This window comes from Micromonospora sp. SL1-18, from assembly GCF_047921505.1.
Lineage (GTDB): Bacteria > Actinomycetota > Actinomycetes > Mycobacteriales > Micromonosporaceae > Micromonospora.
This window is the reverse complement of the sequence record NZ_JBLROA010000005.1, coordinates 148,293-162,814: the sequence shown is the minus strand read 5'-3', so window position 1 is coordinate 162,814 and position 14,522 is coordinate 148,293. Positions and strand designations below refer to the sequence as shown.

Sequence of the window (14,522 nt, the reverse complement as noted above, 5' to 3'; positions counted from 1 at the left end):
CGGTGACCAGGCACGGGATGCGGCGCGGTCAGCCATGTTCAACGACCCCGGCCCCGGCATCATTCCGCCCCCGGGGTGGCCCCGGCCACCGAGCACCTGCCCCCAAACCCCGACACCACACGCATTCGGTCAGGGCCTGAATCCGGACACTCACCCCACCGGGCGTAACCGGGGACGAGCTGCGTGGAACGTTGGGAACTCTGGATCACCCCTCAGCCCAGAGGGCTGAGATGGGGAGCGCGGCCAGGCCTTTACATCTGCCGAGCGCTTACCTTTCGAGCTGCCGATCAGATGGTGCGCTACGGGGAGCCGGGATCGCGGGCTCCGCCGGCCACGGCACCTCCGGGGAGCGGTGGTACGTGATCCCGGCGGCCGTCCAGTGGGACCCGTGCCCGGCCAGCCGCTCGCGGAACTCGTCCCAGTCGTGCGTCGCCCGGGGTGACCAGCCCAATTCGGCGACGGCGGGCAGGCGCGGGAAGAGCATGAACTCGATCTCGGCCAGCGAGGTGACCGACTCGGTCCAGAGCGGTGCCTCCACGCCGAGCACCGCCTCCGCCGGCACGTCCGCCAGGTGCGCACCCGGGTCCCAGTCGTACGCCGTCCGTACGTCGATGAGGCCGGCCCAGTCGTGGCCGATCGGGGTGTCCGGGGCGTACTTCATGTCCAGGTAGGCGTGCTTGGCGGGGGAGAGGATCAGCCGGCCGCCCCGGCGAACCGCCTCGGCCGTGACCGGGTCCTCGCCGTTGGTGCCCCACCACTGCAGCACCCGCCCGTCGGCATGCCCGGCCGGGGCGAGCTGGTGCCAGCCGAGCACGGTCTTCCCGGTCGCGGCCACCAGTTCCTGGGCCCGTTCGATGAAGGCGCGGTAGGCCTCGGCGGGCACCTTGAACGCCTCGTCGCCGCCGATGTGCAGCCAGGGCCCGGGAGTCAGCGCGGCCACCTCGCCGAGCACGTCGGCGACGAAGTCGTATGTCCGCTCGTCGGCGGGGTCGACGTAGCTGAACCCGACCTCGGTGCCGGTGTACGGCGGCGGTGCGATCTTGCCGGGCGCCAGCTCCGGGTACGCGACCAGCGCCGCGTTGGTGTGGCCCGGCAGGTCGATCTCCGGCACGACGGTGACGTGCCGTCGGGCGGCGTACCCGACGATCCGGCGGTAGTCGTCCTTGGTGTACCAGCCGCCGGGGCCGCCGCCCACCTCGGTGGTCCCGCCGACCTCGGTGAGCTTCGGCCAGGCGTCGACCGCGATCCGCCACCCCTGGTCGTCGGTGAGGTGCAGGTGCAGGTGGTTGAGCTTGTACCGGGCCAAATGGTCGACCACCCGCAGCACGTCCTCGACGGGGAAGAAGTGCCGGGCCACGTCGAGCATCGCCCCGCGGTACGCGAACCGGGGGCGGTCGACGATCGTGCCGCCCGGCACCACCCAGCGTTCGGCGGCCGGCGTGGCGCTCTCCACGGCCGCCGGCAGGAACTGCCGCAGCGTCTGCACCCCGTGGAACAGGCCGGCCGCGGTGGCCGCCGCGATCCGGACCTCGCTGCCGGTCACGTCGAGCCGGTAGCCCTCGTCGCCCAGCGCTTCCCCGCCGATCGCGGCGTCCACGCGCTCCGCACCCGCCCCGGCCAAAACACCCGCCCCAACCAAAGCACCAGCCCCGGCCGAAACACCCGCCCTGGCCGAAGCACCCGTCCCGGCCGAAGCACCTGCCCCGGCCGAAACACCTGCCCCGGCCGAAACACCCGCCCCGGTCGAAGCATGCGCATCGGCAACGCCAACCGCGCCGTCGCCGCCGATCGGGCAAACGGCATCGTCCGCGCCCGTCGCGCCGACCGACGCCGTCGCGTTGGACAGGGCGAGCACGAGCAGGCCGTCCAGCTCGGCAGTGGCAGTGGTGTCGGTGACGGGGAGCGGGTAGCCGGTCGCCGGGCGGAGCAGCTCGGCGAGCTGTTCGGCGACGTCCCGGGCGGCCGGGTCGGCGTCCACCCGGATCACCGCGTCCGCGGCCAGCGTGAAGTCGGCCATCGGGTCCGGGGCGACCAGCTCGGGGGCGGGCACGACGTCGCGCAGTCGTACCGGCGCGGCCGGGGCGAGCAGTTCACCGGCCGCCTGGGCTGCGGTCCGGGCCAGCTCGGCGGCGGCCGGCTGCCGGGCGGCGCGGTCGACCCGGTCGAGCGGTTCGGGACTGGTCTCGGAGGAAGCGGCGGGGGTGGTCGGCACGACGACGGCTCCGGGGTGTATTTGCGTCGAATATGGCAAAGATCAGGTTCAGCAGAACCAGTGCCGTCAAGGGTACGAGGCGAAGCGGAATTGCGTAGTCGTGCGCGTGGAACCGTTCCCAAAAACCGGTACGGACGCGGATAGTGGTGACGGCTGTGCTGCTTGTCACCGAACGGTCCCCGTCCACTCGAAGTTCGCTTAGCCTTCGCCCACCGAACGCTGGTGACACGGATTACCAGTGGTCGGTCCCGGGGTATGTCCGAACTGAACCTTCGTTAAGTGTCACTTCCGGTGTGCGTGGGAGGCTCTGGTGGCAGCGCAACAGACGGTGGACAACAAGTACGTCTACGACTTCGCCGAGGGCAACAAGGACCTCAAGGATCTGCTCGGCGGCAAGGGGGCCAACCTCGCCGAGATGACGAATCTCGGCCTGCCGGTCCCGCCCGGCTTCACCATCACCACCGAGGCTTGCAAGGCGTACCTGGCGACCGGGCGGGAGCCGGACGGGCTGGCCGACCAGATCGAGGCGCACCTGGAGTCCCTGGAGCGCGGCATGGGCCGCAAGCTGGGCGACCCGGACGACCCGCTGCTGGTGTCGGTCCGCTCGGGGGCCAAGTTCTCGATGCCGGGCATGATGGAGACCGTCCTCAACGTCGGCCTCAACGACCGGAGTGTGATCGGGCTCAGCGCCCAGGCCGGCGGCAACGACAGGTTCGCCTGGGATTCGTACCGCCGACTGATCCAGATGTTCGGCAAGACCGTCTGCGAGGTGCCGGGCGACGAGTTCGAGCACGCCATCGACGAGGCCAAGCGGGCCAAGGGGACCAGCAACGACCTCGACCTGGACGCGGACGACCTGCGCGCGCTCGTCGACGCGTACAAGAAGATCTTCGCCAAGCACACCGGACGGGAGTTCCCGCAGGAGCCGCGCGAGCAGCTCGACCTGGCCATCCGCGCGGTCTTCGAGTCGTGGAACGCGGACCGCGCGGTGGTCTACCGCCGGCAGGAACGCATCCCGGCCGACCTGGGTACCGCGGTCAACGTGGTGGCCATGGTCTTCGGCAACCTCGGCCCGGACTCCGGCACCGGCGTCGCCTTCACCCGCGACCCCGCCAGCGGCGCGCAGGGCATCTACGGCGACTACCTGACCAACGCCCAGGGCGAGGACGTGGTCGCCGGCATCCGCAACACCGTGCCGCTGCAGGAGCTGGAGCGGATCGACAAGAAGTCCTACGACGAACTGCTCGACTACATGGCCCGGCTGGAGGGGCACTACAAGGACCTCTGCGACATCGAGTTCACCATCGAGCGCGGCAAGCTCTGGATGCTCCAGACCCGGGTCGGCAAGCGCACCGCCGCCGCCGCGTTCGTGATCGCCGGCCAGTTGGTCGACGAGGGCCTGATCGACCTGGACGAGGCGCTGCACCGGGTCAACGGCGCACAGCTCGCCCAGCTGATGTTTCCCCGGTTCAAGCTGGACCACGAGTTCGAGCCGGTGGCCAGGGGCATCGGCGCGTCGCCGGGTGCCGCCGTCGGCAAGGTGGTCTTCACCTCGGCCCGGGCGGTGGAGCTGGCCGGCGAGGGGGAGGCGGTGATCCTGGTCCGCCGGGAGACCAACCCGGACGACCTGAACGGCATGATCGCCGCCAAGGGCATCCTCACCTCGCGCGGCGGCAAGACCAGCCACGCCGCGGTGGTGGCCCGGGGCATGGGCAAGACCTGCGTGTCCGGCGCGGACGAGCTCGACGTCAACGTCCCGGCGAAGAAGTTCACCGTCGCCGGGCAGACCGTCAACGAGGGTGACATCGTCTCCATCGACGGCACCACCGGAAAGGTCTACCTCGGCGAGGTGCCGGCCATGCCGTCCGAGGTGGTGCGGTACTTCGAGGGCGAGCTCGACCCGGAGCGGACCGACGATCCGCTGGTGCGGGCCGTACACCGGATCATGGGCCACGCCGACGCCGCGCGGCGGCTGCGGGTCCGCACGAACGCCGACACCGGCGCGGACGCGGCGCGGGCGCGGCGCTTCGGCGCCGAGGGCATCGGCCTGTGCCGCACCGAGCACATGTTCCTCGGCGACCGGCGGGAGCTGGTGGAGCGGCTCATCCTCGCCGGCACCGACCGCGAGCGGGAGGGCGCGCTGGCCGCGCTGCTGCCGCTGCAACGGGCGGACTTCATCGAGATCTTCCGCGAGATGGACGGCCTGCCCGTCACCGTACGGCTGATCGACCCGCCGCTGCACGAGTTCCTGCCCCCGTTGGAGCAGCTCGCGGTCAACGTCGCGGTCGCCCAGGAGCGCGGCGAGGACGTGGCCAAGGAGGAGGCGCTGCTCGCCGCCGTCCGGCGGATGCACGAGGAGAACCCGATGCTCGGCCTGCGCGGCGTGCGGCTCGGCCTGGTCATCCCCGGCCTGTTCGCCATGCAGGTCCGCGCGATCACCGAGGCCGCCGTCGAGGTCACCCGGGCCGGCGGGTCGGCCTGTCCGGAGATCATGGTCCCGCTGGTCGGCGCGGTCCAGGAGCTGGAGACGGTACGCGCCGAGGCCGAGAAGATCATCGCGGAGGTGGTCGGGGACAGCGGCGTCGAGGTGCTGATCGGCACGATGATCGAGGTGCCCCGGGCGGCGCTGACCGCCGGGCAGATCGCCGAGGCCGCGCAGTTCTTCTCCTTCGGCACCAACGACCTGACCCAGATGGGCTGGGGCTTCTCCCGCGACGACGTCGAGGGCGCGTTCTTCTGGCGCTACCTGGAGCTGGGCATCTTCGGCATCTCGCCGTTCGAGTCGATCGACCGGGACGGGGTCGGCCGGCTGGTGCGGATCGCCGCCGAGGAAGGCCGGGCCGCCCGACCGGGGCTGAAGCTCGGCGTCTGCGGCGAGCACGGCGGCGACCCCGACTCGGTGCACTTCTTCCACTCCGTCGGGCTCGACTACGTCTCCTGCTCCCCGTTCCGGGTGCCGGTGGCCAGGTTGGAGGCCGGCCGCGCGGTGGTGGAGACCACCGGCTCCGACTCCCGCTGACAGCGTGGTTCGCGGGGTCACCGGCCGCCGCGCCGGTGGCCCCGCGCCGCCCCCGCCTCGCCCGGTGCGCCAACCCGGGCGGCCGGGCGTAACCTGGGCTCGCCCGCGTACGTGTTGATCAGGAAGGGTGGCCGCATGACCAGCGTCTGGGAGAACCTGACCATCGACGCCCATGACCCGTCCCGGCTCGCCGCCTGGTGGGCCGAGGCGCTCGGGTACCAGGTGATCAGCGAAAAGCCGGACGAGGTGGAGATCCGCCGCGCGTCCGGCGAACTGCCCGGCATCGTCTTCGTCCCGGTCACCGCGCCCAAAGGGGGCAAGAACCGGCTGCACATCGACCTGCGCCCGGCCGACCAGGAGGCCGAGGTGGAGCGGCTGGTCGACATGGGCGCGCGGCCCGTCGACATCGATCAGGGCGACGTCCGGTGGACGGTGCTGGCCGACCCGGAGGGCAACGAGTTCTGCGTGCTGCGTGAGCGCGAGGAGTGAGCCGGGTTTGCGAGCCCGCAGTCGCGAACAGAGGTGGCGCGGCAACGGGGATGACGGTTGAGCGCGGGTCCGGGCGCTGACGACACGGCCCGGCTGGTCGTCGAGGCGCCGAAGGACACCGGGTACGGGCGGTCGCCGTACGAGCGGGACCGGGCGCGGGTGCTGCACTCGGCGGCGTTCCGCCGGCTCGCCGCGAAGACCCAGGTGCACACCGCGGGCACCGACGACTTCCTGCGTACCCGGTTGACCCACTCGCTGGAGGTGGCGCAGGTCGCCCGGGAGATGGGTGCCCGGCTCGGCTGCGACCCGGACGTGGTGGACACCGCCGGGCTGGCGCACGACCTCGGTCACCCGCCCTTCGGGCACAACGGCGAGGCTGCCCTGGACGACCTGGCCGCCGAGTGCGGCGGCTTCGAGGGCAACGCCCAGACGCTGCGGGTGCTCACCCGGCTGGAGGCCAAGGTGCTCACTGCGGACGGCCGCTCGGTGGGGCTCAACCTGACCCGGGCCTCGCTCGACGCGGTCAGCAAGTATCCCTGGGAGCGCCGTCCCGGCGAGCGCAAGTTCGGGGTGTACGCCGACGACCGCCCGGTCTTCGACTGGCTGCGCGCCGGTTCCCCGCCCGCCGGGCGGCGCTGCCTGGAGGCGCAGGTGATGGACTGGGCGGACGACGTGGCGTACTCGGTGCACGACGTGGAGGACGGCATCCACGGCGGGTACGTCAGCCTGCGCCCGCTGCTGGCCGACCCCGACGAGCGGCGGGCGCTCTGCGCGGACGTGGCGGCGGCGTACTCCGGGGAGGCCCCCGAGGACCTGCACGAGGTGCTGGCCGAACTGCTCGCCGAGCCGGTGCTCGCCCCGCTCGCCGCGTACGACGGCAGCCACCGGGCCCTCGCCGCGCTGAAGGCGACCACCAGCGTGCTCACCGGCCGGTTCGTCGCCTCGGTGGTGGCCGCCACCGAGGCGCGCCACGGCCCCGGCCCGCACCGCCGGTACGCCGCCGACCTGGTGGTGCCCCGCCGGATCCGGGCGCAGTGCGCGCTGCTCAAGGGCATCGCGTTGCGCTACGTTATGCGCCGCCCCGGCGCCGGCACCCGGTACTCGCAGCAGCGGGAGATCCTCGCCGAACTCGTCGCGGTGCTGATGGACCGGGCGCCTGACGCGCTCGACCCGGTCTTCGCGCCGCTGTGGCGGGACGCCCGGGACGACGCCGCCCGGCTGCGGGTGGTGATCGACCAGGTGGCCTCACTCACCGACCCGGCCGCCCTGGCCTGGCACGTCCGCCTCGCCCGCAGCCCTGGCGTGGACCCGGGCGGCGGGGGCGACAGGGGAGTTAGGCTAGCCTAAGTGGCATGACGGAGCGCCCGAAGAAGATCACCGCCGCCACGGTCGTACGGACCGAGCGGCCCACCCCGCACCTGGTCCGGCTGGTGCTGGGCGGGGACGAGCTGGCCGGCCTGCCGGTGGGCGCGTACGCCGATCATTACGTGAAGCTCCTCTTCCCGCCGGCCGGAGTGGCCTACCCTCACCCCACCGACCTGGCCACCATCAAGCGCGAGTTCCCGGCCGAGCAGTGGCCGCGGCTGCGGGCGTACACGGTGCGGGCCTGGGATGCGGCGGCGGGCGAGCTGACGATCGACGTGGTGCACCACGGCGACCAGGGGCTGGCCGGGCCGTGGGCGGCCAGGCTGCGCCCCGGCGACCGGGTGCTCTTCACCGGCCCGGGCGGGGCGTACGCCCCGGACCCGGCGGCCGACTGGCACCTGCTGGCCGGCGACGAGAGCGCCCTACCGGCGATTGCCGCCGCCCTTGAGCGGCTTCCGGCCGGCGCGTGGGCGAAGGTCTTCGTCGAGGTCGACGGCCCGGCCGACGAGCTGCCGCTGACCAGCCCGGGCACGGTCGAGCTGAACTGGCTGCACCGGGCCGGCCGCCCGGTGGGCGAGGCGCTGGTGGAGGCGGTCCGGGCGTTCGACTTCCCGCCCGGGCGGGTGCACGCCTTCGTGCACGGCGAGGCCGCCGCCGTCAAGGAGTTGCGCCGGCTGCTGCGCGTCGAGCGCGGGGTGCCCCAGGAGGCGCTGTCCATCTCCGGCTACTGGCGGCGCGGGATGGACGACGAGGGCTGGCGCTCCACCAAGCGCGCCTGGAACGCCCAGGTCGAAGCCGAGGAATCCGTCACCCTCCCCGGCTGACGGGTGCCACCGGCTGACCTGTCCGAGAGTGGGTGTGCCTCGACATGTAGTAGGGGTGCTACATTTCGCGGTAGTGATCCGTCAATCTCGGGGGATGGTCATGACCGCGGTCGAGCTACCGGGAGTCGCCGAGACTCCGCACCCGCCCGACGAGGACCTCGTCCTCGACGTCCGCGACCTGCGCATGCGGTACGGCAGCGTCGACGTCCTGCACGGGGTCGACTTCACCGCCCGGCGCGGCGAGGTGCTCGCCCTGCTCGGGCCCAACGGCGCCGGCAAGACCACCACCATCGAGGTCCTGGAGGGCTTCCGGATGCGCTCGGCGGGCGACGTCCGCGTCCTCGGCGTCGACCCGGGCCGGGGCGACGAGCGCTGGCGTGCCCGGATGGGGGTGGTGCTCCAGTCCTGGCGGGACCACGGCAAGTGGCGGGTCCGGGACCTGCTGGCCCACCTCGGCGACTTCTACGCCCCGTATTCCACCGACCGGATCCGCCGGCCCTGGCCGGTCGACGAGCTGCTGGACACCGTGGGCCTCACCCCGCACGCGCGCAAGCGGGTGCACCAGCTCTCCGGTGGCCAGCGCCGCCGGCTCGACGTGGCGGTCGGCATCGTGGGCCGCCCGGAGCTGCTCTTCCTGGACGAGCCGACGGTCGGGTTCGACCCGGCCGCCCGGCGCGAGTTCCACGAACTGGTGCACCGGCTCGCCGACCTGGACGAGACCACCATCCTGCTCACCACCCACGACCTGGACGAGGCGGAGAAGCTCGCCGACCGGATCCTCATCCTGGCCGGTGGCCGGATCATCGCCGACGGGTCGCCCGACGAGCTGGCCCGCCGGGTCGCCGGGGACGCGGAGATCCGCTGGACGCGGGACGGGGAACGCTTCGTGCACTCCGCCGCCGACGCCACCGGCTTCGTCCGGGACCTGCTCCGACAGCACGGCGACGACGTGCAGGAGCTGGAGGTTCGCCGGGCCAGCCTGGAGGACGCGTACATGGCACTGGTCTACGAAGAGGAATCCGGGGTCCGGACCGGCGCCGTCGGCCGGGTGTGGCAGCAGGGGAGCCAGGAATGAACCCGACCATGGCGGCCGTCCGGGCCGGCCTCCGGCGCGGTGTGATCGAGCTGCGCAACACCTTCACCAACGGTCAGGACCTGTGGAACTACTTCTTCCCGACCGTCATCCTGCTGGTCACGATCTTCTTCATGCGCGGCGCCACCGTGCCCGGCACCTCCTTCTCACTCGGCGCGCGTACGCTGCCCAGCGCGCTCGGCATGGGGCTGGCCTTCGGCGGCCTGCTCGGCCTGGCCCAGCAGCTCATCGTCGACCGGGAGGACGGCACGCTGCTGCGCGCCAAGGCGACGCCGAACGGGATGCTCGGCTACCTGATCGGGAAGATCGTCATGCTCTCGGCGGTGTCGCTGATCGGGCTGGTCCTCCAGCTCACCCCCGGGCTGTTCTTCCTGGACGGTCTGCGGATCACCGACGGCGGTGCCTGGCTCACGCTGGCCTGGGTGGTGCCGCTCGGGCTGGTGGCGGTGCTGCCGCTGGGCGCGGTCGTCGGCTCGCTGATCGAGAACCCCCGCAACATGGGCCTGGTGGTGCTGCCGATCTTCGGCCTCATCGCGCTCTCCGGGATCTTCTATCCGATCAACGGCTACCCGGGCTGGCTGCAGGCCGTCGCGCAGGTGTTTCCGATCTACTGGCTAGGGTTGGGGATGCGCTCGGCGCTGCTGCCGCAGGCGATGGCCGCGGTCGAGCTGGGCGGGTCCTGGCGGCACCTGGAGACGCTCGGCGTGCTTGGCCTGTGGGCCGTACTCGGGCTGATCCTGGCCCCCGTCGTGCTACGCCGGATGGCCCGCCGCGAGTCCGGGTCCCGGGTCGCGGCACGCCGGGAGAAGGCCATGCAGCGGGTGGTGTGAGAGGGCGTCGATGAGTGAGACGGTGTACAACCGGATCGCGATGCTGCGCGCCGAGCGGGGCATTTCGCGGCGGCAGCTCGCCGACGCCCTGGGCGTGCACTACCAGACGGTCGGCTACCTGGAGCGGGGCGAGTTCCGCCCCAGCCTGCACCTGGCGCTGCGGATCGCCGCGTACTTCGAGGTGCCGGTCGAGGTTGTCTTCTCCATCGAGCCGTTCCCGCGGATCGGGGACGCGGCCACGGGGGCGGGCCGGTCGGCCTGACCGAGCGCCTTGATCGAGCCGCCGTTATGCCATAGAAACCTGTACATGAATCTTCGACGGTGCCTGCTCGCCGCCGCGCTCGCGCTCCCCCTCCTCGCCGTGGCCCCCGGTACGCCGGGTGTCGCCGCGGCGGGGACGGGGAGCGCCGCGGCGGCCCCCGACCTGACCGACGACGCGGCCGTGACCGCGACCTTCCCGGCGTACACCCGGTTCAACGTGCCGGCGGACGACGCAACCCGGGACCGGACCATCGAGGACGAGATCGTCGCCCTGGCCGACGGGGTGCCGGCCGGCTCCTACATTCGCGGTGCGATGTACAGCTGGAGCTCCCCGGTGGTGGCCGACGCCCTGGCCCGGGCCGCCGCCCGGGGCGTGGTGGTCCGGGTGGTGCTGGACCGGGAGGGGGAGGGCGGCGTCAACCTCGACCGGACGAACGCGGCAATCCAGAAACTGCGCGCCGCCAAGCTCGACGACCTGGTCTTCTGCGGCACCTCGTCGGCCTCGGTCGCCGGCTCAAGCGCCTGCATCGCCAACCACACGAACTCGATCAACCACAACAAGTTCTTCACCTTCTCCACCTCGGGGACGATGAAGCGGGTCGTGCTGATCACCTCACAGAACCTGACGTTCTCGCAGAACAACCTCTTCAACAACGCAGTGGTCGTGCACGAGGACTATGACCTGTACGACCACTTCACCCGCTACTTCAACGTGATGCGGGCGGAGAGCAAGAACAACAACTTCTTCTCCGCCGCCGACGGCTACTACAAGTCGCCGACCACCGGAGTGACCGTCTACCACTCGCCCCGGGCCAGCGGCGACACCGTCGAGAACGTGCTCAGCTACGTCACCACGTTCGAGAGCGGGTGCATCGTTGAGGTGGCACAGGCATCCTTCACCAATCCGCGTACGGCGGTCGCCAGCGAGCTGCTGCGGATCGCCCGCCTGGGCTGCCAGGTCCGGGTGGTCTACGGCACGATGGGTGACCGGGTGTACTCGATCCTGCGCGGATCGTCGAACGTGCAGCTGAAGAAGTACTGGGACGCGGAGACCACCAACTACGACGGCCGGGTCGTCACGGTGCACTCGAAGTATCTGGTGGTGAAAGGGAACTACAACGGCACCGGCGGGCGGACGATCGTCTTCACCGGCTCGCACAACCTGAGCGGTCCATCGCTGGTCGACCACGACGAGACGTTCGTGAAGGTCGAGAACCCGGGCGTCTCGGCGGGCTACCGGGCCAACTTCGCCACCCTGTGGAGCCGGGCCAAGTGTGTCAACCCGGCGAACGGGAGCTGCATCTACTGACCGGCTGACGTAGCGCGGTCGGGGGACGGGCGGCGTCCGCCACACGCCCGTGCCCCCGACCGCCGAATCGTCGGCCCGGCAGGGCAGGATGTACGCCGAGGAGGTGGCGGAGATGGCGGGGCGGATCCGGGACGAGGACATCGCGTTGGTTCGCGAGCGCACCTCGATCGCCGAGGTCATCTCCGACACGGTGACTCTCAAGTCGGCCGGCGGCGGCAACCTCAAGGGGCTGTGCCCGTTCCACGACGAGAAGAGCCCGTCGTTCAACGTCTCGCCGGCGCGCAACGTCTGGTACTGCTTCGGCTGTGGGGCCGGCGGTGACGCGATCAAGTTCCTGATGGACGCCGAGCACCTGAGCTTCGTCGAGTCCGTCGAGCGGCTCGCCGCCCGCGCCGGCCTCCAGCTCCGCTACGTCGAGGACGATCGCTCGGCCCCGCGCAGCCGGCCGCAGCAGGGGCAGCGGCAGCGGCTGGTCGCCGCGCACGCCGCCGCCGTGGAGTTCTACCGCGCCCAGCTCGGCACGGCCGGCGCCCGTCCCGCCCGGGAGTTCCTGGCCCAGCGCGGCTTCGACCGGGCCGCCGCCGAGCGGTACGGCTGCGGCTTCGCCCCCGACGCCTGGGACCTGCTCACCAAGCAGCTGCGTCAGCAGGGCTTCACCCACGACGAGTTGGTCACCGCCGGGCTGTCCCGGCCGTCCCGCTCGGGCACCCTGATCGACCGGTTCCGCCGGCGGCTGCTCTGGCCCATCCGTGACCTCACCGGCGACGTGATCGGCCTCGGCGCCCGCAAGCTCTTCGACGACGACGACGGCCCGAAATACCTGAACACGCCCGAGACGCCGATTTACAAGAAGTCCCACGTCCTCTACGGCATCGACCAGGCCAAGCGGGAGATCGCCAAGCAGGGCAAGGTGGTCGTGGTCGAGGGCTACACCGACGTGATGGCCTGCCACCTGGCCGGCGTGACCACCGCCGTGGCGACCTGCGGCACCGCGTTCGGCGCCGACCACATCTCGGTCCTGCGGCGGGTGCTCTTCGACAGCGACGAACGAGCCGGCGAGATCATCTTCACCTTCGACGGGGACGCCGCCGGGCAGAAGGCCGCGCTGCGTGCCTTCGAGGACGACCAGCGCTTCGTCGGGCGTACCTTCATCGCGGTCAGCCCCGACAGTATGGACCCGTGCGAGCTGCGCCTGGCCAAGGGTGACCTGGCCGTCCGCGACCTGGTCGCCCGCCGCGAGCCGCTGGTCGACTTCGCGCTCCGCCACGTGATCAACCGGTACGACCTGGACACCGTCGACGGCCGGGTGGAGGCGATGCGCCGGTCCGCCCCGCTGGTCGCCAAGATCAAAGACCGGGAGAAGCGTCCCGAGTACGTCCGCAAGCTCGCCGGCGACCTCGGCATGGAGATCGAGCCGGTGCAGCGCGCGGTGCTGGCCGCCGCGTCCGGGCCACCGGCCGGCGGGGCGAACGCCCCGGCGCGCTCCGGCACGGCCGCTCCGGCCGCGGACAGCCCGCAGTCGCTGGTCGAACGGGAGGCGCTGAAGCTCGCCCTCCAGGAGCCGGTGCTGGCCGGCCCGATGTTCGACGCGGTCGAGGCCGGCGAATACCGGCACCCGGTGCATGTGGCGGTCCGGGCGGCGATCGCCGAGGCCGGCGGGGTGGCGGCGGCCACCGGCGGCGCGGTCTGGATCGAGCAGGTCCGGGACGCCTGCGACGACCTGGCCGGCCAGGCCCTCGTCGGCGAGCTGGCCGTCGAGCCCCTGCGCATCGACGGCGAGCCCGACCCCCGCTACGTCTCGGTCACCCTGGCCCAGCTCCAGTGGGGCTCCGTGACCGGCCGGATCAGGGACCTCAAGTCGAAGATCCAGCGGATCAACCCGGTGAGCAACAAGGACGAGTACTTCGCCCTCTTCGGCGAGTTGCTCTCGCTGGAGCAGCACGCGCGGGCGCTGCGCGAGCAGGCCGCCGGAGGGCTCTGAATGGGACTGTTCAACCGTAAGCCGAAGCTGCCGCCCGCCGCCCGGCCCCCGCTGGCCGCCGGGGAGCGGGTGCTCGCCTGGGCCGCCGCCGGCAACGGCGAGGGCGACGGCGTGGTGGTCGCCAGCAACCTCGGGCTCTGGCTGCCCGGCCGGGGGCAGCGGATCGGCTGGCACGACATTCTCAAGGCGGTCTGGTCCGGGCGCGAGCTCAGCGTCACGCCGGCCGACCGGGTCGCCGAGCGCGACGGCTACCTGGTCGTCGCCGACCGCCCGGCCGAGACGTACCTGCTGCTCGACCCGGGCGACCTGCCGCACCAGGTGCGGACCCGGGTCACCCGCTCGGTCGCGTACACCGCGCACCACCCGGTGCCCGGCGGGGCCGGCCGGGTCGCCGCCCGCCGGGTGCCCGGGGTGGACGGTCTGACCTGGACGGTCCGCTACGACCCGGGCACGCCCGTCGACGACGAGGCGGTGGTCGCGGAGACCGGGCGGCTGGTCGCCGCCGCCCGGGCCGCCGACGCCCCGGCGAACCTCTGAGCATCAGGGCTCAGCGAAGTTTGCGGGGGTCGAGGTGGCCTCGGGTTCGTCGGGTGGTAGCGCAGCGGGTGCGGAGGCGCTGGTTGATGGGGTTGCGGAAGCCGTATGCGTCGCGGGCGACGGTCTTGATCACTCGGTTGGTGCGACGGTGGGCTCGGGCCGCTGGTGGGCGGCGGCTTGGAACCGGTGCCCGTTGTGGCCGAGGGTCCAATGCCACGGGGTGGCTGCCGCCGCCGTCGCGGGCGAACCGGAACCGGTCCAGCAGGCCCAGGGCGGCCAGCTCACCGAGCCGGATCTGGCAGGGGCGGCGGGCGTGGAACAGCATGCGGTGGATCTGGTCGGTGGTGAGGACCTGGTGGTCGTCGAGGAGTTGGAGCAGGAGCCGGTCACGGCTGGTGATGTGGGGATAGATGGCCAGCAGACTGGCAGAGCGCGATTGCGGCATAGATGGGTCACCCCGTGGAGAGAGAATCCCGTAGGGAGTCTGGATAGGTTGATCTTGATCTCGGCGGGGTTATCGGGTGGGTTTGGGCAGGCCAGGCACCTGACAGGTCAGGTGCAGGGGACTCGTCTGGGGACTCGTTTCGCAGACACCCCCAGAC

Annotated in this window: 12 protein-coding genes; 10 read left to right on the top strand and 2 right to left on the bottom strand. The window is 71.9% G+C overall.

Features of this window, described 5'->3' with window-relative positions; all coding sequences use genetic code 11:
* Nucleotides 1–268: 268 nt before the first annotated feature.
* Entirely contained in the window at nt 269–2,017 is a 1,749-nt protein-coding gene (locus ACNAW0_RS04075) for a family 20 glycosylhydrolase (protein ID WP_416286341.1), read from the bottom strand.
* Nucleotides 2,018–2,522: 505 nt separating this feature from the next.
* Between ACNAW0_RS04075 and ppdK the strand changes: the two genes are divergently transcribed.
* From ppdK to ACNAW0_RS04025, 10 genes are all read left to right on the top strand, one after another.
* Nucleotides 2,523–5,231 (top strand): pyruvate, phosphate dikinase, encoded by a 2,709-nt coding sequence (gene ppdK / locus ACNAW0_RS04070; RefSeq protein WP_416286333.1) that lies wholly within the window; start codon nt 2,523–2,525, stop codon nt 5,229–5,231.
* A gap of 135 nt (nt 5,232–5,366) precedes the next feature.
* Nucleotides 5,367–5,720, top strand: a complete 354-nt coding sequence (locus ACNAW0_RS04065; protein WP_416286332.1) for a VOC family protein — start codon at nt 5,367–5,369, stop codon at nt 5,718–5,720.
* 57 nt (nt 5,721–5,777) lie between these two features.
* Complete coding sequence (locus tag ACNAW0_RS04060; protein WP_416286331.1) at nt 5,778–7,067, top strand: deoxyguanosinetriphosphate triphosphohydrolase; 1,290 nt, start codon at nt 5,778–5,780, stop codon at nt 7,065–7,067.
* Nucleotides 7,068–7,072: 5 nt separating this feature from the next.
* On the top strand, nt 7,073–7,909 hold the full coding sequence (locus ACNAW0_RS04055) for a siderophore-interacting protein (RefSeq protein WP_416286330.1): 837 nt from the start codon (nt 7,073–7,075) through the stop codon (nt 7,907–7,909).
* 100 nt (nt 7,910–8,009) lie between these two features.
* A complete protein-coding gene (locus ACNAW0_RS04050; RefSeq protein WP_416286328.1) occupies nt 8,010–8,984 on the top strand; it encodes an ABC transporter ATP-binding protein in 975 nt (324 codons plus the stop codon).
* Nucleotides 8,981–9,832, top strand: coding sequence for an ABC transporter permease (locus ACNAW0_RS04045; RefSeq protein ID WP_416286327.1), 852 nt, complete (start codon nt 8,981–8,983; stop codon nt 9,830–9,832). The genes ACNAW0_RS04050 and ACNAW0_RS04045 overlap by 4 nt, the downstream gene beginning before the upstream one ends.
* Nucleotides 9,833–9,842: 10 nt before the next feature.
* Complete coding sequence (locus ACNAW0_RS04040; RefSeq protein WP_416286326.1) at nt 9,843–10,094, top strand: helix-turn-helix transcriptional regulator; 252 nt, start codon at nt 9,843–9,845, stop codon at nt 10,092–10,094.
* A gap of 45 nt (nt 10,095–10,139) precedes the next feature.
* Complete coding sequence (locus tag ACNAW0_RS04035; protein ID WP_416286325.1) at nt 10,140–11,402, top strand: phospholipase D-like domain-containing protein; 1,263 nt, start codon at nt 10,140–10,142, stop codon at nt 11,400–11,402.
* Nucleotides 11,403–11,490: 88 nt separating this feature from the next.
* Nucleotides 11,491–13,383: a DNA primase gene (gene dnaG / locus ACNAW0_RS04030; protein WP_416286324.1), complete on the top strand. Its 1,893-nt coding sequence runs from the start codon at nt 11,491–11,493 to the stop codon at nt 13,381–13,383.
* Nucleotides 13,384–13,920, top strand: a complete 537-nt coding sequence (locus tag ACNAW0_RS04025) for a hypothetical protein (protein WP_416286323.1) — start codon at nt 13,384–13,386, stop codon at nt 13,918–13,920.
* A 10-nt stretch (nt 13,921–13,930) separates the two neighbouring features.
* Here the strand turns inward: ACNAW0_RS04025 and ACNAW0_RS04020 are convergent, their stop codons facing one another.
* Nucleotides 13,931–14,365 (bottom strand): replication-relaxation family protein, encoded by a 435-nt coding sequence (locus ACNAW0_RS04020; RefSeq protein ID WP_416286322.1) that lies wholly within the window; start codon nt 14,363–14,365, stop codon nt 13,931–13,933.
* Nucleotides 14,366–14,522 lie beyond the last annotated feature (157 nt).